We start from the raw sequence: 17163 nt of genomic DNA on the forward strand, positions 1-17163 counted from the left end.
TAATTGTTAATTCGTCTTCATTCTCGCTTTTGCAAGGAAGAAATACATGGTAACGGCCCACATAAAGGCCAGGATCACAAAACGAACATCATTCAAAAACATCCATTCCTTCAACAGACTTTGCAAAGTCGCCATATCAGTAACTCCGGCTTTAAAGGCATCATTAATGTCTTCAATGAAAATTTGCTGAACGATGACCGGAGCAAACAAGCCGGGAATCCATAAAATTGGCACCCATTTTAGTTTGCTTTTCCATTCGGTAATCAGCATAATGACGATGGCCACAGCCATAATCGGAATCGTGATGAAGAAATACTTAGTGGCACTAGTCGTTTGCGGAATTATCGCATTGTAATAGTTATCGAGCGTCAACGTGCTCGGATAATGAGGGAACCAAAAAAAGTGAAGCGACAAAAACATGCCCAGATAGACAGAAGAACAAAAGAAGATATAGGCATTGTTAATATCAATCAACGTTTGTTTCAGATTTTTCATAGCAGAAGTTTTATCGTTGTTAGTTAAGTGGTTGTTCGAGTTAGGGATAGGCTAAATTTTATACTTCTGATAGTCAGTAACCGAAGGAGGGCTGAGCCATTCTTCGCTTAGCCCCAAATGATAGACGCTCTCCAACCCCTGCGGCATCTCAGCCGGTGGCGAGTCGTAAGTCATAAACCAACTTTCAAAATGATCGTCCAGAATACCATTGGCACTTTCCATAAACATGGTAAAAAACGGATCAGGATTAAGCTCAATATCGCGTAAATACGCAACATTCGGATGGTCGCCTATGAATAACCTCCCCTTAGCCTTTCCCAACAAATTAACACCAACTTTACTCTGAAAGTAGATGTACGAAAGCATCAACATATTCCGGAAGCGGCAATAGTTTTTCGTCCCAATCTTCATTTTCAAGCTGGGCGACTTAGGCTTATCAATCTCAATGCGAAAGGCAAACTGTCCGTCTTTTTCATATTGACTTGAGACCGTTTCGTTCCCGATTTTAAAATCCAAATTGGCTTGGTGCTTCGGCATACCCCAGATTCCCTTCCCGCCTTTCACTGATATCTCGCTACTTACCGGCAAGTCCAAAATATACTGCCCGGTCCCATAAGTGTTCATCATTACAGCCGAAAGGATTTTGGGAGCCGGCTTTCGACCATGAGTACAGGCAATCGCAATACTGTACTCGATGTATTTTCCGATACTTGTGTCGATGTAATTAATGACCGTGACCAGCAAAGCAGCCTTTCCGTTTGGCAATCGCAGCGCATGCACTTCTTCGCCCGGAAGCAAAGCATTCGCTTTTTCCCAATTACAGGAAAAACCGGCCATCAATGCCGGCGAATCTTTAGCATTAATCGGCATCTCGTAGGGAATGGTATCAACCAATGCATACTTGCCTGTGTACCTTTTAATTCGTTTTGGAATACTCATACGTTTAGGTATTTAATTCTTTCAACATCAATGGGAATATATCTTCGTGCGCATTTTTACCCAAGAAGATATCGAGATGACTATATCCTTTTATAAGATAAAATTTATGACGTCCCGGGGTGATTTGATTAAAATAATTGAAACTGTTGGCCTGACTTTGAGGCTTGAAACAGAGATTATACTCTCCTCCGAAAAATATAAACCGGGCATCGGTTTTTGGTTCCTCGTCGGCATAAGTCTTTCCTGAAGCTGAATCTGCCGGTACTAAAACGCCCCGATGAACACACTTCCTAATCTGATCGAAGAATTTCGTCGGCACTGAGGCAAATTCGTATTGAATCCAATCCATCGTTTTGCGATCCAGGTTTTCTAACCGCCAAAGTGCCGGAAAACCCGCACCATAAGTAAAGCTGACGAATTTCCCCACAAAGGTGTCTTTTTCCCAATGTGTTAACCGGACGAGCAGCCGAAACAACCGTGACTTTAGATCGATGGCCTTTAATCCCCAGGCCGGATTAAGATCGTCAGTAATCAACTTAACCACGGGTAAAATGACGTTGAGCTTAAAGACAGAAAAGTTGGGGACGACCGGATGAAGTGATACCGCGTTACTAATAATTGTTTTTACCTGAGGAACCAGCCCCAAAACTGCGGAAATCATGAAACTGGTACTTCCCTGGCAGTGGATAATGGCTTTCATTTCCTGGCAACCGGTTAGTTCAACAATCTTCCGAACTGCCGCCGGATGATCGTTTAGGGCAGCTTCATCCAAATTCCAGGGACGAGGTTTCAAATCAATGCTTGCCCGCCAATTTTCCAGCCATACATCATAACCATCCTCAGCCAAAACTTCGATGATATTCTTTTGAGTAGGCGCATTGAATATATTTGCCCGCACCCCTGCCCCATGCACCAACAAAACCGGTCCTTTGGGCGAAGAACCTTTTTGAATCAAATGCTTCAGGTTGCATGTAATCCCGTCGGCGGTAATGAAATCTATGGTTTCAAAATTCAACGACATTGATTTGGAAATAAGAGATTAGTCAGTTCATGAGTGGCCTTTCTGAGGAACTATGAAACGTCTTTCCATTGAATTCCATCACAGAAAGCTCACGCAAAACATATTTAGCTTAGCCTTAGTAAATCCTTAATTTCAATAACAATCAATTAAGATGAGAGGACTCGAATCGCAATTACCGGTTTTTGTAAAAACCTTACTCAAGATACAAAATCTTACGAACTAAATGAATATGAAGTATTAATATTCTTTTGACTGAAATACAAAAAGGAGCCCCAGCTATGCTGAAACTCCTTTGAATTTATTGAATAATTTGTTTGAAATCGACTACAACGACTCGAAGAAGTCGTTTCCTTTATCATCGACGATGATAAACGCCGGGAAGTTTTCGATGCGGATTTTACGAACCGCTTCCATTCCCAGTTCTTCAAAATCGACCACTTCGACCGACTTGATGCTTTCCTTCGCTAAGATCGCAGCTGGCCCACCGATTGATCCGAGGTAGAAACCGCCATTCTTTTTACAAGCCTCGGTTACTACTTTCGAGCGGTTACCTTTCGCCACCATTACCATTGATCCGCCCATGCTTTGGAACTGATCTACGTATGGATCCATACGTCCGGCAGTTGTCGGTCCGAAACTACCTGAGGCCATTCCTTTGGGTGTTTTCGCCGGACCGGCATAGTATACAGGATATTTTTTGAAGTATTCCGGCATCGGCTTGCCTGAATCAACTATTTTCTTGATTTGAGCGTGCGCGATATCGCGGGCTACGATCAGTGTACCGCTCAGGTTCAGGCGGGTTTTAATTGGATATTTTGTCAGTTCAGCTAACACTTCTTCCATCGGCTTATCCAGATCAATGTTTACAGGAGGAGCCATTTCCGGTGCACTCTCCGGTAAAAAGCGACGAGGATTTTTCTCCAGTTGCTCCAGAAAAATACCATCTTCGGTGATTTTACCTTTTACATTACGGTCGGCACTACAGCTAACACCCAAACCTACCGGGCAAGATGCAGCGTGACGAGGCATACGGATGACACGAACGTCGTGTACAAAATATTTACCCCCAAACTGGGCGCCAATACCGCTTTCGCGACAAATCTTCAATACTTTTTCTTCCCATTCCAAATCGCGGAAGGCTTGACCGCCATCGTTTCCTTCAGTTGGCAAGTGATCAAAATAACCGGTTGAAGCTTTCTTCACCGCAGCTAATGTTGCTTCGGCCGATGTACCGCCAATAACCAACGCCAGGTGATAAGGAGGACAAGCAGAGGTACCAAGATCTTTGATCTTTTCTTTGACAAATTTAGTCAGCGCTTCTTCTGTCAACAAAGCCTTTGTTTGTTGGTACAAGTAAGTTTTGTTACCTGAGCCACCACCTTTAACGACGAATAAAAATTCGTACTTGCTACCTTCTTCAGCGTAAATGTCAATTTGCGCAGGCAGGTTACTTCCGGTATTTTTCTCTTCGAGCATCGTCAACGGCACAACCTGAGAATAACGCAGGTTACGATCTTTATAAGTATCGTAAACGCCCCTTGACAAGTACAAAGCATCGTTTGCACCCGTGTACACATTTTCACCTTTTTTACCCATCACAATAGCTGTTCCGGTATCCTGGCAAGTTGGCAATTCGCCTTCAGCAGCAATAACCTGGTTAGCCAGCATCGTGTGAGCCACAAATTTGTCATTGTCGGTCGCTTCCGGATCATCCAGAATTAAACGAAGTTTTTCGAGGTGAGCTGAACGTAAATAAAAAGAGACATCAGCAATCGCTTCTTTGGCAAGCAACTCCAGACCTTCAGGAGCCACTTTTAAAATTTTACGCCCGTCGAATTCAACGGTAGAAACATGGTCTTTAGTCAGCAACCGGTACTCGGTTGTATCTTTTTTAATCGGGAAAGGTTTTTGATAGATAAATTCAGCCATAATAGTATGAATTCAGTTGATTTTGTAATTCGTTTTTTTGATTATTTCGCATTTTTCAACGAATGCCTACAAATATAGCCATTACAGCCCAAACAAGTCTTGTACGTCAGCTATTTTTAGACTTTGAAACAAATTTCTTCACAAAAAAGCTACGGCGTTTTTCGTTCCTCTACATAAGCCAAAATCATCTGATCAAACTCATGCATGAGTTGTCTCATTGAGGGATGATTGACTTGATAGGCTATCGACTGAACTGATGCGATTGGCAATATTTTGGGCGATGTGCCACTGATAAAAGCCGCTTCAAACGAATCAAGCTCATCTTCCTTAATATCCAGTTCAAAACAATGCATTCCAAGTGTGTTGATACATTCCATGATTTTCTTTCGGGTAATTCCGCTCAACACCTTATTTCCCGGCGAAGTATAAAAAGCACCTTCGCGAACAAAAAAAACATTGGAACGGCTCCCTTCCGTGATGCACGAATCGTGATCAACCAATAAAACTTCGAACCACTTATTTTCGAGCATAGCCTGACTTGCCCGATCACGAACCGATTGCTGCACAAGCTTTACTTTCGGATTTTCGCGAACAGCACGCAAAAGACCAACCTTAACGCCCATCTGATACTGATGCGAAGTTGGGTACTGATGCGGGAAAACAAACATTCGTACGTGCTGTTCTCCGGAAGCACCCGTATTTAATTCAACCCGAATATTACCTTCCGCAAGCTGATTGAGGCTGATCAATGCAGCAATCTGCTCGCTGAACTTCTTGGCTGATACAAACGTTGAAACATGCAATATTGAACAAGAATTAAAGTACCGGGCAAAATGATCCTCTTCAAACAAGGCGATTCCATCAATCACCCGCAACACCTCGTAGATTTGAAGGGCAGGTTTCTCCATTAATTCCGGCAATGGTAAAATCTTTGGATTTCCATTTTCAAGGTAATATTTGATATTTGTGCTCGAATCAGGCATAATGCAAACAGGTATTCCTTAAATTTAGGTACAAACTTAGTCAATCCGATTTCAGATACTTAATGAGAAGCGCATCAAAAATAACATTGATCTATTTTACAATCAGCTTTTTCTGGATTTTATTTTCAGATAAGTTCATTGCGACACTGAGCGACGACAGTTACCTGATCACAAAAATGCAGACCTACAAAGGTTGGTTCTTTGTTGTCAGCACATCTGTATTTTTGTACATCCTGATCAGTCGTGAAATAAAGAAGCAGTCTAAATTGATGGCCGAGTTAAAAAGAGCAAAGGAAAAAGCGGAAGAATCGGATCGTTTAAAATCTGCGTTTTTGTCGAATGTTTCGCACGAAATAAGAACACCCTTAAACGGCATTGTCGGGTTCAGCCAGCTATTGTTTGAAAACGACGATGATGACACAACGCGTCAAATGTATATCGATCAGGTCAACCGGAATAGTGATATGCTCCTGAAAATCATCAACAATGTGCTGGAAATTTCCAAGATCCAGGAAAAAATGATTGAACCTTCGTTTCGGGACGTCCCTGTTGCCGATTTTTTGGAAAACATCAATCAAATCTATCAATCGAAAAAGTCGAATCTCAAGCAAAAGGGACTGAACTTCCAATTAGAAAGACAGCCATCCTGCGAAAAACTAACTATAAAAACGGATCCTGATTGCTTGAACCAGATTCTATATAACCTGCTGGACAACGCGGTGAAATATACGCCCAAAGGAGAAATAAAACTTAGCTGTTCGATGGATGAGAAATTCCTGCATATATCGGTATCAGATACCGGGATTGGAATCCCGGAACGAAATATTAACGGAATTTTTGAACGCTTTAACCGCTCGCCTGAAATAGAAATGTCTTCTGAAGGCTTTGGACTCGGGCTTTCGATCAGCAAAGGACTTGCTCAAGCCCTGGATGCGAAGATCGAAGTAACGTCCACCCCCGGAAAAGGAAGTTGCTTTTCGGTTTTAATACCGCTAAACCCGGTCAAAAAATAAAAGGAGCACCTGGCTCCTTTTTAGTTGTTCGGAAACTTGATTCCCGTAAATTATTTAACAGCAACAGTCTCAATTTCGACCAAAACGCCCAAAGGCAATTCTTTTACCGCGAAAGCAGCTCTTGCCGGAGGATTTTCAGCATAACACTTCCCGTAAATCTCATTCATGGCTTTAAAATTTGCCATATCACTCAACAAGCAAGTTGATTTCACAACATCTGCAAACGAATAACCCGCTTCATGCAGAATTGCTTCAATGTTTTTCATCACCTGGGTTGTTTGCTCGGTAATTCCACCTTCAACCACTTTCGCCGTAGCAGGATCAATGGGCACCTGTCCCGAGATGTAAAGTGTTCCGTTTACTTCAACAGCCTGGCTGTAAGGGCCGATAGCAGCCGGTGCGTTTGTTGTAGAAATAATGTGTTTCATGCTAGTCTTTTTATCCTTTAATTAATAGCTATCTGTCGTCTTCAAAGTCGAAGTTTCCCGCAAAGAAACAAAATCCCAATCATCAAAAACAATGAAATTGTCACATAAAAGTGAAAAACAAACTTTTTTGTCTGTTTCTAAACATTACACAACGCAGGTTTCCTTTTCCTGAAATTCAGAATATACCTAATATACAGATGCGAATATGCGATTTCGATCAATGCTCTTTGAAACATAAACAATAATCAAAACCTGCTGTTCTATTTCAGTAATAAACAGGCGACCTTTATCTCTTAACACTATCGATATACCCGAGGTAGATACGTGACTTTGTGATCACACATAACTCAAAGAATCAAAAAGTTTAGGAAGAATGGTAGTAGGTAGTAATTCAAACACGCAGTTGAATAACCCGAATGCGGAGTATTCCCTTTTAGATCTTTTTTTCAAGAAGTACAATTCCGGTCAAATGAGCTCCGACCTCATTTACGATGTTAATCAGGACAAAATCCTGCATGTGAGCCTCGATTTTAAAAAACTGGCCGGTCATCAATGCAAAGAAACCTTTGACCAATGCATCCTTTTCATCAAATCATTAATCCATCCGGCCGATTACAACGAGTTTTTGGTTGAGATGATTGAGTTTGTAAAAGGTGAAGGCAGTCGGACACCGGAAAATCCGTACGAATCCATGCATTCCTTCTGCTTCCGCATGAAAGGAACCAGTGGTGAATGGATGAAAATTAGCTTTCATGCCTTGTTGTTGCATTCCAATAAATTAGTTGGAGTCATTCAGAAAAACCATTGGAGTAAATCGGAAGATCTTGAAACGGGAGGCCATATTTCGGCCCGGGAAAAGGAAATTCTGAATCTGATTGCTGACGGAGATTCTGCAAAAATTATTGGCGACAAGTTGAATATCAGCCCCAACACCGTGATTACACACCGCAATAACCTGAAAAAGAAATTCAACGCTAAGAATACGGCGGAACTAATCAAAGAAGCGGTGAAATCGCAGGTGATTTAGAAAAATCCCTTTTTAGCCCCCCAGTTCTTTTCTCAATTTCAAGCTTAGTAAATGAAGGACCAACTTCCCCATGGCGCTCCTGGTGTAATGGGCAATCAATCCGACTGCACCGGTAATGATAAAGTCTCTCAAATAATTGCCATCGAAATAAAGCGACACTGCTAACGAAAATAACGGTGCAATGACGGCCCAGATTTTCCCGATCAATCGCCAGGGTAACTGCAGATCTGCGACCAATTGCTCAAGTTTCCCGTAATGCAGGTCCACGATCTCCGGATGTTCCAAAATCTTTTCGGGCCAAACATAGGAAACGACATCCGCGTCGAGGTATAAAATTGAGACCATCTCCGCATTGTCTTTCGAAGGACTGTAAACTGCCAGACGTCCCGTTCGTAACACTTCTTTCAACTCACCACTTATTCTGAGCAGGTTACTTCTCATTATCTTTCCATTTCGTCACTAAGTTCACGACAACATCAACCAGGCTGTTCCAATACTTCATGGAAAGATTCGTATGCTTGTCGTGCAAATCGACCAAAAGCGGCAGGGGTTTTTTAGCGAATTCTTCTTCAATCCGGCCAATAATATCTCCATCAATCCCGATGCGGGTTTGCATGACCACCTTTTCGCAGCCCAGATCATGAAAGCGCTTCAACTTCGCCAGGTCGCGGGTTGAAATATTACCTGCCTGCGTGTTGTTCACCAGGGTCTTCATCCCCACGGAATACAAATCCAGGTTTGCATACTTTTTGGGCTTAATAAACTCGCAAAACGAATAAATCCGCTGCAAAATAATGAAATCGGAATCTTCAATCCGAACGGAATTCCGATCGAAATAGGCCTGCATATCATCCAACAACTGAAAGAGTTGTTCAAAAGACTGGCATTCCTTCGGGTTGAACTTAAAATCCACATCATTGTGCCGGATAATGATCGCGATCCGGCAAACATACTCGTTGTGCAGACTCTTGAGCAAGTCTTCAACCCGTTCGGGCGGATCGACTGCAATCATCCCCGATTTGATAATCGTATCAACCTGCAAATGCGTCAAGTCCTCCAGAATCGAACTGATCATACTTTGTTTCGAAGGCATAATCAGCTATTTTTTTCTTTGAACTTGAACAGGGTTTCCACGATTGTCTTCAAGGTGAGAATGTTGTTTTCGATAATCTCACTTCCCTTGGCTTCGCGCGATTGATGAAACTGCACCAACTCGGGGTATTTTTGGTAAAATTCCTCCGACATCTCCGTGTTGATATCACCATCCAGCAAATTAATGGAACTGGTCATTCCCTTCACTTCCTGGTTCGACTTGATATGAATGTCGCCATTGGCATCGGACTCCATTTTCCCCATGACTGTTTTGATATTCAGGGTATACAAATCGCCGATATTGTCAAAAATCTTCTCGATTACTTCGTCAATTTTAGCCATAATTGCTGTTTTTAATAGGTTTTATAGTATTTGAAATTTGCACTGACTTGCCGGAATCCCTTCACGATCGTGAAAAGCAAAAAAGGCCAGCTTATCAAGCTTAATGATTGCATGATTGTTTTTAAGATCATCCCCACAACGGTCAGCGAGAAGTTCATTTCGCCGAGTGTGTTCCGGGTTTCATCCAGGTGAAGCCTGACCGTTTCAGAACTTGCCTGAAAAGCGATGCTGCTGACATCGCCGTCGAGCTGAAACTTGCTAATCAAGCTTTCGCGACCACTGCTTGTCGCAATAATCTTCCGTCCCAATAAAAAACGAACGCCATTGACAAACATACTGAGTCCTTGCGCCAGGTTCTCGAAAAAATCAGCAAACAGCTTCTTCAGAAACGACCACATTTGCGCTACTTTGTCGATAACCCAGCGGTAAATCTTTCGGACAAAACGCAGGGCTTTCTTCAACAACTTCTTCACACCGTAATAAATCCGGGCAAGCAAGCCCCGGCGTTCTTCCGGCTGTTTGTTATGACTGATTTCCCGCTGAAGTTGATCCAAACGCTGAGAAAACACGCTTTGACTGTCGTCGTCGGCCTTGCCAACCTGAGTTGCCAACTGCGTCCAGACATCCTCCTGCCCGGCCGGTTCGTGTTCTACCATGTACTCCTTCAGAAAAAACAAGGCATTGAACATGAAATAGTCCTGCCCCAGGTAAGTGAGAAAACGTTTGATCTTCACATCCTTCTCATCGGCCAGGTTATAGGCCTTAATGGCATCAACAAAGCTTTTCAGACTCAAATCACCCAGATCCGAATCGAGCAAACCGTTGTAAAAACCTTCCTGCCATTGGTGCACCTGGATGAGCCGAACCAGAAACCGGTTAAAGTCAGACTTCGAGACCCGCGCCAGGTAACTGTAGTCAATCGTTTCTTCCCGACGGTTGAAAATGTTTTGCTGCAAAAACTTCAGGAAATCCGTTCGTTCGCCAAAATCCTGTTTCAACTGCCGGCCGAAACTATTTCGGTGCGCCAGTTTGGAACGGCTGTCGTCCGAGCTTCGAACAGATTGAAAGGTGACAATAAAACTCTCTTCCGGATAGCTTGCCAACAGGCGGACCGTGAACTGTTCGATGTCGGCCAACTGATTAATCGCTTCAAATGGTGTGCATTTGCCAAAGTCAGCCAAACGTTCGAGGCCTACTACCGACGATGTGCCGAAGGACGAATTGACAGGCATTTCCCATAGCCCCATCAAATCAAGCCGATAGTGTACCAGGCGGGTTGCCAGGTTGATTTCGCCCCGGCTTGGCAAGCCTGGAAGCACAATCCCTTCGTCGATGTCGGTCAGCCGGCGGAGATAATGTTGCAGAAAACGGTTCTTCCCCATTCTGCGCATCATTCGTAACTCCTCAACAGGAAACAGGTCCGAGTTTCCTAAATCCGCTTCAAATTCATCACGGGCTTTTTGCATCAACCGCCCCTCCGGAAACGACAACGCATGAGCCGGCGCATACCCGAGTTCAACCAAATGCTGGTTAATTTCGGGAGCAGGTTCGGGAAAGCTTTCCAATTCACTTTCACATTTTGATAGTATCCATTCCAGGGAATCAGGCATCTTTATTTTGCAGGACTAATCAGATCTGTAACTAATTTGATGAAGGCTTGACGCGATTCTTTGGCCGAGGTGATCATGTCTTTGTGCAATTTCAGCAATTCCTCGTCGGCTTGCGACAGATCCTTTTTAACGATCGTCGATACATCCGAATCAATCTTCACACTGGTAAACGCGACGAGTTCCAGTTTCGAATCATTCTGAACCGTCAGGTTTTTCAAGACATTCTCAATCTGAACTTTATCGACGCCGTTTTTAACAACGTCGGACACCTTGTATTCGAAGCTCCCGGTAAAGGTTGTAACTTCCAGCGAAGCGGCATCTTCGATGCCCTGACCGATTTTTTGAAAAAGCTTACCCAGTCCGCTTTTCAATTTTTCTTTCCCTTCATTATTAACTTCTGTAGCCATAATCTGATTGAATTAACTTTGAAAAATACTTTCGAACTTATTTTTTGTGCTCTGGTCATAGATACCATTGGCATCTTTTAATCCGGACTTTTTCTGAAAGGCCATTAAGCGCTCTTCCGTTTTCGGACCAAAGATGCCATCGACCGAACCACAATCGAATCCCAGATCATTCAGGATCCGTTGCAATTTCATCACTTCCTGTCCCGAACTTTTCACTTTTAATGTTCCCATCGGAATCTCCAGCCCTTCAACAACCGCCAACCTGCGGAAACCCAGAATTTTTCCGGCATCAAAAGCCTGAATGGAGACACTGTTGCGCTGATTACCGCCTAAGATGAACACCCGGCTTCGGTCTTTTGAAAAACCAAAAAACAAACCGACATGTCCCAGCCACGAGTCGGGGCTTTCGCGCCATAAAATGATCACATCGCCCGGAATAGGATCATCAACGGGTGTTCCTACCGACAACCAACTTCGCGCGTTGGCTTTGTGTGTTCGTTGCAAGCCGGCTTCCAGGCTGCACCAATTCATGAAAATACTGCACCAGGGAGTCTCGTCGTCGGTAATATTATTGAAACCCGCTTCTTTGGCGTATTTCACGATTACCGGGTTGTGCTCGGCACCCGAAAATTCTTTGACCCCAAGCTCTGCTGCCGCTATTTGAAGAATGTTTTTCATAGTCTGAAAATTTTTGTTTCAAAAGGCCTCCAACTCCACTCCCTTGCACCGTGTCTGAAAAATAAAGCCCAAGTTAAAACATTGAGCTTAACATGACATAATATTTCTCACTTTAAATTTTATTGTTCGCTTTAAGGTTTCAACTTGCCAAGGCCGCATGTCCTTCGTCAGTCCGCTTAAAACCTGCAAACTGCAAGACATTTCTACTTGTCGAAAGCTGATTCATACCCGACTCGCAGTTTCTCAACAGCTACTAAAGGTTAACGATTTTTGTTTTTGGTCATTTTCAACGATCCTGTAGCTTCTAATGTATCGAACCGCTCTTAACAATTCAATCCTCATTTCTGATGGTTTTTAAATTGATTCCGATTGTCCCTTTAAGAAATGTCATTTTGGGCTTTTCGATCCAAAAACAGCCGAAAAAGGGTGTTTATTGAACAATATACCCCTTTTCACGATCGTGAAAATGATTTTATCAATCGTGAAAACGACTTTATCAATCATGAAAATGATTTTATTAATCATGATTACCACACTATTAATTGTTAAAACGAATATATTAATCGTGATTGCCCCACTATTAATCATGAAAATGAAAATATCAATCATGATTATCAGATTATCAATCGTGATTACGAACTTAACAATCGTGAATGGCCCATTATCAATCGTTATTCCGTCCGTATAGGTTGAAAGCGCGTCGAAGTAGGTCGTCTATCCCGCGTTATTCGTTGTGAAAAACATTTTTTCGATCGGTAAATCGGTGATCCTTGAAATAGAAACTAAAAACGGCTGCATTGTTCGTATCGCTCCTACGGAGCTGAATATGTTGTGATTTGAGCGGGAGTTTTATTTGAATGGTACGATTAAAGTAAAGACGAACGGGAGGTGCCTCCCGCATCGATTAAAAACTGCGCCAACGAAGAAAGTCACTGCAACTAAAAGCAAGAGGATTCCAATGGCGATAGCTTGTTCAATAAGTAACTCAAACAACAATTTGTAAGCTTATTCTTTCCGGATTTTATTGGTAACACGAACATCTTTAACCCCTTTAACCTGGCGAATTTTTCCCTGATCAAGTGCTTCTTTGTCCTGCAGGTCTTTGGGAATCACAACATTTCCCTGCTTAATTTGAATCTGCTCCAGTCCTTCAACTGTCCTGCCCTTGTTTTCATTTTGAATGTCTTCGTAGACTTTTCCGGCAACAAATAAATCGGGATTGACTTTGACCTGCCCCTGAAAACTGCCCGAATTGAGTTGCCAACTTCGGGATTGTTCTTTGGGATCCGCTGACTTGTCAAGTTGTTCCAGTTGAATCCGTCCATCCGGTTCCAGGTTTTGTTGAAACTTTTCTTCAATCTGATTCAGGCGATTAATATCCTGAAAATTCCCAAGCGCCTTTTCCTGGCTGATGTAATCCAGCGCTTTAATCTCGAAATAGGGATAGTGATAATCCGGATTTTGCTCCGAACATTTAGTGCCCAGGTCTGATAAAATCTTGAATTTTTGTCGGTTGAGAAAAGATTGCTCATTTTTCGTCGCCTCCATTTGGAAAAGCGCACTGCTGTTAATGGTTCCTTCCAAAGCAGCAACATCCTTATCCTTAAAATCGTAATTGCCTTTTCGGATATTGAATCGCATATCGGTAATTAAAACCAACTCGTTCAACTTTTCCCTGACATCCAGTGATTGTTCGGAAGCCTTTCCGGCAGCCCTGATCAAAGAATCGGCCATCGTTAAATTATCCAAATCGAGGTAACCAGCAGCCGCCTCAACGAGGTTTTTGGCAACCAATTCCTGCTGATTTGTTTTTTGATATCCTTTGGCCAACAACTGGTAAACCGACGGAATCGGCTTATACTTTCCCGGATTACCGGCTTCAATTTGTTTCTGAAACTGAATGGCATGCTCCAATTGAAAAATGGCGTTGCCCGCATACCAGTTCGATTCCCACACTCCCCTGTCGGCAAAAATTAACCCGAGCGTAGTATGTGATTTCTGAATAGCTTCCGGATCATTCTGCAAATAGTGGGCACTTTTCTCGTTAAAAAGCTGTTGAATCAGCCGATCATACTTTGTCTTGTCCAAATCCAATTGCGGATACCTATTGTACAAACGCGACAGTTCGATGGCAATGTCCATCTTAACCGGGTAGTAGTTCTTCAGCTTTGGATCATCATAGACATAAAACTCGGGGGCAACCCTCAAGGCTGATTCCAACATTTGCACCGCTTTTTCAATGTCTCCCCTCATCAATTCGGCAGATTCCATCTTCAACAAAATTGTCGCGATAATATGCCGGCGATATTCGTTCATTGTCCACCAACCCAACTGCTCGATGTTTCCATACTTATTCGTCAGCAACAGCTGAATCTCCTCATTGCAAGTCGAATTCCAGCTTTTCAAATCAGGCAGTTCCCCGGCATAAAGCTCATTCAACTGATTTTTTGTTGCAAGAACTTCGGCCCAACGAATACAGGCACCCGTCGCTTTCTCATAGCCTTCGAAAGCAAGTGCATTGCCGATTGCATTCAGGAAGCCTGCTCGCGCAAGATCATAATGTCCGGCGTCAAACAGTTGGCCGGAAAACTTAAAAACCGCCTCATAGGCTTCTTCCTGGTTGGGCAAGCGGTTGTATGCACTAAATATTTTCCAGACCAGCGCCTCATTCTTTGGATCGGCAAAATAGGCGCGTTTGTAATAGCCAATAGCTGATTTCAAATCCTCCCGGGCATAAACGATCTCCCCTTTGTTTGTCAAATATTTCGCCCGATTCCCCGGATCCAACTCAAGAGCCCGATCCAGCAAATGCAGCGCTGCCTCTGAATTACCAAACAGCTTATTCACCATGATCAAATTATTCAAAACAGCCAGGTTCTTCGGATCAGTTTCGTGCGCCTTTTGATAATATCCCAGCGATTTTCCCAAAATGGCTTGCGCACTCCCCCCTGACTTTGATGAAGCCAACTGGTACAAGTAACCGGCCGTAAAATTCATTTTCAACCGGCAGGCTGATTCGTCGGAAGAATTCTGACAATTATCCAGATTGCTTTCCAACAGGGCTATTCCTTCCTCCAAAGGTAATTTCTGAGCTTGCGCACAAATCTCATCAACATTAAACCGGCTGCGGCTTTGAGCTTTTAGATTCTGAAAAAGACCTGAGCCCAAAAGCAGGAAAAAGATGAATATGGTTGTTTTCATGTGTTTTATAATTTGGTTGTAATTGCCACCTGTAACTCGCCGTGATAAGCATGCCCCTTTGTTTGAGCGTTGACCTTCACGACTCGTTTCATGTTAGTCTGCATTGACACTGCCGAGCAAATTCTCCGGGCTGATAATCTCGAGTTCCGATTCGGGTAAGGGAACATGTTTCAGGATAAAAATTTTCTTTTCAACCGGGCTTGTTCCCGATGACTCTTCGGGTAGTTCAATCAGACCATTCTTCAACTTTTTCAACGCCAAACTACCAACCGGATAGTTTGACGGAAGGTGAAACCGCTGCACAGCTTCCTGCATATTTTCGATCGCTGCGAAAACCTGCGTGGTATCGTACGATTCGACCGTACCAAAAACCAGATCAGGCACGGACGTAATAATCAGGAAAAGGCTGAAATTGGCGATATTGTTTTCCTTCTCCGCCAAAGGTAAAATGAACATTTTCTGCTCCTTGATGAAGTAGAAATCGTCGGCCACCTCAACCTGACTCAAAATATCTTTCACCAACTCTTCCTTACTATTGAGTGCGCCAAGTTTAAATGTCTGAATGATCTCATCGACAAACTCCTCCCTGACGTCAGGCAATTGTTCGATGTAACGTTCAACAGGCCGAAATACCCAATACGCAGATTGACTATCACCGGGCTTTACCTGTGGTTTAATGGTCAGTTTGAACCCAACTTCCTTCAAAGCGGAATGCGATCCCGAATTTTGCTCGGCATCAGCTAACTCAATTTGAAGGACCGACTCCCCTGCTCCGGCCTGAAAATGAAAAAAGCCGAAGGTGCTGTTCAGAAACTCAATCATTAACAACGAACATTGTTGTTCAATCGCTTTGATCTCCGCCTCGTAGAAATTCTTGTATTGCGGTTCGGTAATGATGAATTTTACCTGAATTGGCTTTTTCTCTTCGGCAAAAACCTGCCCCGCAAACAGCACCATCGAAACGATGAAGACAAACGTATATTTCATTCTTTCACTGTTTTAAATTGAAGTTCTTTAAATTTTTCCGTGCCCGGAATTCCCTCGCAAACGGCAAATATTTTTCCGGAAGAGGATGTCAGTTCAAGTCGAAGGCTATCATACACCTGAAAATCCATGGGGATTATCAAAGGCTCTTGTATCGTCCATTTGTTCAAGCCGGAGTATATCACAACATTCTCTTCATACAAAGCCCGAAGTTCAACTTGCCATCGATCAAAAAAGCGCTCGGGAATTTCCGAAAGCTGTCCCAGAATAATAGTGGCGTGGTTGTTCAGTTCGTAAGTCGTCGCCAATTGTTTGTTGTGTTCCACATTTATTTTTGCCCGCGATAATTGCGGGAAGTACTCAATGGGCACCCGAACAATTATTGTTGGCGAGACAGCCAAATCATGCTCCAGGTTAATGCGCTTTCCAAGCCATGGGAAAACCGGGAACTCTGCCTGCTGATAACCTTTGGTATCAATGGTGAAGATTCGGCCAAATGGCGTTGTCACTACTGTTTTTTGCGCCGAGGGGCGTTTACCCGAAAGTTCGAGACCAATTGGCTGTCCACCCGAGCGACCACCGGGATGCAATGAAACCATCGCCGATGACTGTACTTTATTGGTTGAAATATGGACCGACGAAACGAAACAGCCGACCATAAACAGTAAAATGTACAAACCGCCAATCACCTGAAAATTCATGAAGCGACTCAGCCACCGACCGTAAACCTGTTTGATGTGTTCCTCTTCCTCTTTTTGTAGGTATTGAACCAGAAAGCTGACAAAACCACAAAACACAAACACACCACCAACAAGATACTTCTGAATAAAGTCATTGCCGATGTGATAAGTCAACCAGGCATTCGCTATTAGCAGGAAAAATGCTAGCAACAATACCTTCAAAAACATATATTTTTTAACGACCTCCATTAATCTAAATTCATTCAAGAATTAATACCGTTGTTTGAATTGCAGATCCCCGTTCAATTCGTTCGTAATAAAAGAAAGTGCTGTG

The 17163-nt window shown here is 43.1% G+C and carries 17 protein-coding genes; 2 read left to right on the forward strand and 15 right to left on the reverse strand.

The annotated features are described in order from the left end of the window. Window positions 1-6: 6 nt before the first annotated feature. From GJV22_RS12530 to GJV22_RS12550, 5 genes are all read right to left on the reverse strand, one after another. Window positions 7-495, reverse strand: coding sequence for a hypothetical protein (locus tag GJV22_RS12530; protein ID WP_163713832.1), 489 nt, complete (start codon window positions 493-495; stop codon window positions 7-9). A 51-nt stretch (window positions 496-546) separates the two neighbouring features. Further along, entirely contained in the window at window positions 547-1434 is an 888-nt protein-coding gene (locus GJV22_RS12535) for an acetoacetate decarboxylase family protein (RefSeq protein ID WP_163713835.1), read from the reverse strand. Window positions 1435-1438: 4 nt separating this feature from the next. Further along, window positions 1439-2455, reverse strand: a complete 1017-nt coding sequence (locus GJV22_RS12540; protein WP_163713838.1) for an alpha/beta hydrolase — start codon at window positions 2453-2455, stop codon at window positions 1439-1441. A 324-nt stretch (window positions 2456-2779) separates the two neighbouring features. After that, complete coding sequence (locus GJV22_RS12545) at window positions 2780-4384, reverse strand: fumarate hydratase (protein ID WP_163713841.1); 1605 nt, start codon at window positions 4382-4384, stop codon at window positions 2780-2782. A 149-nt stretch (window positions 4385-4533) separates the two neighbouring features. Continuing rightward, window positions 4534-5367, reverse strand: a complete 834-nt coding sequence (locus GJV22_RS12550) for an aminotransferase class IV (RefSeq protein ID WP_163713844.1) — start codon at window positions 5365-5367, stop codon at window positions 4534-4536. A 62-nt stretch (window positions 5368-5429) separates the two neighbouring features. Here GJV22_RS12550 and GJV22_RS12555 point away from each other — a divergent pair, with 62 nt between their 5' ends. Beyond that, window positions 5430-6380 carry a sensor histidine kinase gene (locus tag GJV22_RS12555; RefSeq protein WP_163713847.1) on the forward strand — a complete coding sequence of 317 codons (951 nt, stop codon included), beginning with the start codon at window positions 5430-5432 and terminating at the stop codon, window positions 6378-6380. A 50-nt stretch (window positions 6381-6430) separates the two neighbouring features. On the opposite strand, the gene GJV22_RS12560 is transcribed toward GJV22_RS12555, so the two are convergent. Beyond that, complete coding sequence (locus GJV22_RS12560; protein WP_163713850.1) at window positions 6431-6808, reverse strand: RidA family protein; 378 nt, start codon at window positions 6806-6808, stop codon at window positions 6431-6433. 373 nt (window positions 6809-7181) lie between these two features. Here GJV22_RS12560 and GJV22_RS12565 point away from each other — a divergent pair, with 373 nt between their 5' ends. Beyond that, the gene (locus GJV22_RS12565) at window positions 7182-7835 is read left to right on the forward strand and encodes a response regulator transcription factor (protein WP_205461856.1); all 654 of its coding nucleotides are present in this window, start codon (window positions 7182-7184) and stop codon (window positions 7833-7835) included. A 12-nt stretch (window positions 7836-7847) separates the two neighbouring features. Here the strand turns inward: GJV22_RS12565 and GJV22_RS12570 are convergent, their stop codons facing one another. The 9 genes from GJV22_RS12570 to GJV22_RS12610 all read right to left on the reverse strand — a co-directional run bounded on the left by GJV22_RS12570 (window position 7848) and on the right by GJV22_RS12610 (window position 17096). Continuing rightward, entirely contained in the window at window positions 7848-8276 is a 429-nt protein-coding gene (locus tag GJV22_RS12570) for a hypothetical protein (RefSeq protein ID WP_163713853.1), read from the reverse strand. Then, the gene (locus GJV22_RS12575) at window positions 8266-8928 is read right to left on the reverse strand and encodes a hypothetical protein (protein WP_163713856.1); all 663 of its coding nucleotides are present in this window, start codon (window positions 8926-8928) and stop codon (window positions 8266-8268) included. The genes GJV22_RS12570 and GJV22_RS12575 overlap by 11 nt, the downstream gene beginning before the upstream one ends. 2 nt (window positions 8929-8930) lie before the next feature. Next, entirely contained in the window at window positions 8931-9269 is a 339-nt protein-coding gene (locus GJV22_RS12580; protein WP_163713859.1) for a hypothetical protein, read from the reverse strand. Between the two features lie 11 nt (window positions 9270-9280). After that, complete coding sequence (locus tag GJV22_RS12585; protein ID WP_205461857.1) at window positions 9281-10879, reverse strand: hypothetical protein; 1599 nt, start codon at window positions 10877-10879, stop codon at window positions 9281-9283. A gap of 2 nt (window positions 10880-10881) precedes the next feature. After that, complete coding sequence (locus GJV22_RS12590) at window positions 10882-11286, reverse strand: hypothetical protein (RefSeq protein WP_163713864.1); 405 nt, start codon at window positions 11284-11286, stop codon at window positions 10882-10884. 12 nt (window positions 11287-11298) lie between these two features. Then, a complete protein-coding gene (locus GJV22_RS12595; protein ID WP_163713867.1) occupies window positions 11299-11964 on the reverse strand; it encodes a C40 family peptidase in 666 nt (221 codons plus the stop codon). A gap of 1005 nt (window positions 11965-12969) precedes the next feature. Continuing rightward, a complete protein-coding gene (locus tag GJV22_RS12600) occupies window positions 12970-15165 on the reverse strand; it encodes a tetratricopeptide repeat protein (protein ID WP_163713870.1) in 2196 nt (731 codons plus the stop codon). Between the two features lie 93 nt (window positions 15166-15258). Continuing rightward, window positions 15259-16152 carry a hypothetical protein gene (locus tag GJV22_RS12605; protein WP_163713873.1) on the reverse strand — a complete coding sequence of 298 codons (894 nt, stop codon included), beginning with the start codon at window positions 16150-16152 and terminating at the stop codon, window positions 15259-15261. Further along, window positions 16149-17096: a hypothetical protein gene (locus GJV22_RS12610; RefSeq protein WP_163713876.1), complete on the reverse strand. Its 948-nt coding sequence runs from the start codon at window positions 17094-17096 to the stop codon at window positions 16149-16151. The genes GJV22_RS12605 and GJV22_RS12610 overlap by 4 nt, the downstream gene beginning before the upstream one ends. Between the last annotated feature and the right edge of the window lie 67 nt (window positions 17097-17163).

Source organism: Mangrovibacterium lignilyticum, from assembly GCF_010882175.1.
In the GTDB taxonomy this organism is placed as follows: Bacteria; Bacteroidota; Bacteroidia; order Bacteroidales; family Prolixibacteraceae; genus Mangrovibacterium; species Mangrovibacterium lignilyticum.

Coding starts and splice junctions, on each gene's coding strand:
- GJV22_RS12530 (WP_163713832.1), bottom strand. CDS start 495: ATGAAAAATCTGAAACAAACGTTGATTGATATTAACAATGCCTATATC.
- GJV22_RS12585 (WP_205461857.1), bottom strand. CDS start 10,879: ATGCCTGATTCCCTGGAATGGATACTATCAAAATGTGAAAGTGAATTG.
- GJV22_RS12535 (WP_163713835.1), bottom strand. CDS start 1,434: ATGAGTATTCCAAAACGAATTAAAAGGTACACAGGCAAGTATGCATTG.
- GJV22_RS12555 (WP_163713847.1), top strand. CDS start 5,430: ATGAGAAGCGCATCAAAAATAACATTGATCTATTTTACAATCAGCTTT.
- GJV22_RS12590 (WP_163713864.1), bottom strand. CDS start 11,286: ATGGCTACAGAAGTTAATAATGAAGGGAAAGAAAAATTGAAAAGCGGA.
- GJV22_RS12600 (WP_163713870.1), bottom strand. CDS start 15,165: ATGAAAACAACCATATTCATCTTTTTCCTGCTTTTGGGCTCAGGTCTT.
- GJV22_RS12550 (WP_163713844.1), bottom strand. CDS start 5,367: ATGCCTGATTCGAGCACAAATATCAAATATTACCTTGAAAATGGAAAT.
- GJV22_RS12575 (WP_163713856.1), bottom strand. CDS start 8,928: ATGCCTTCGAAACAAAGTATGATCAGTTCGATTCTGGAGGACTTGACG.
- GJV22_RS12565 (WP_205461856.1), top strand. CDS start 7,182: ATGGTAGTAGGTAGTAATTCAAACACGCAGTTGAATAACCCGAATGCG.
- GJV22_RS12545 (WP_163713841.1), bottom strand. CDS start 4,384: ATGGCTGAATTTATCTATCAAAAACCTTTCCCGATTAAAAAAGATACA.
- GJV22_RS12595 (WP_163713867.1), bottom strand. CDS start 11,964: ATGAAAAACATTCTTCAAATAGCGGCAGCAGAGCTTGGGGTCAAAGAA.
- GJV22_RS12540 (WP_163713838.1), bottom strand. CDS start 2,455: ATGTCGTTGAATTTTGAAACCATAGATTTCATTACCGCCGACGGGATT.
- GJV22_RS12570 (WP_163713853.1), bottom strand. CDS start 8,276: ATGAGAAGTAACCTGCTCAGAATAAGTGGTGAGTTGAAAGAAGTGTTA.
- GJV22_RS12605 (WP_163713873.1), bottom strand. CDS start 16,152: ATGAAATATACGTTTGTCTTCATCGTTTCGATGGTGCTGTTTGCGGGG.
- GJV22_RS12560 (WP_163713850.1), bottom strand. CDS start 6,808: ATGAAACACATTATTTCTACAACAAACGCACCGGCTGCTATCGGCCCT.
- GJV22_RS12580 (WP_163713859.1), bottom strand. CDS start 9,269: ATGGCTAAAATTGACGAAGTAATCGAGAAGATTTTTGACAATATCGGC.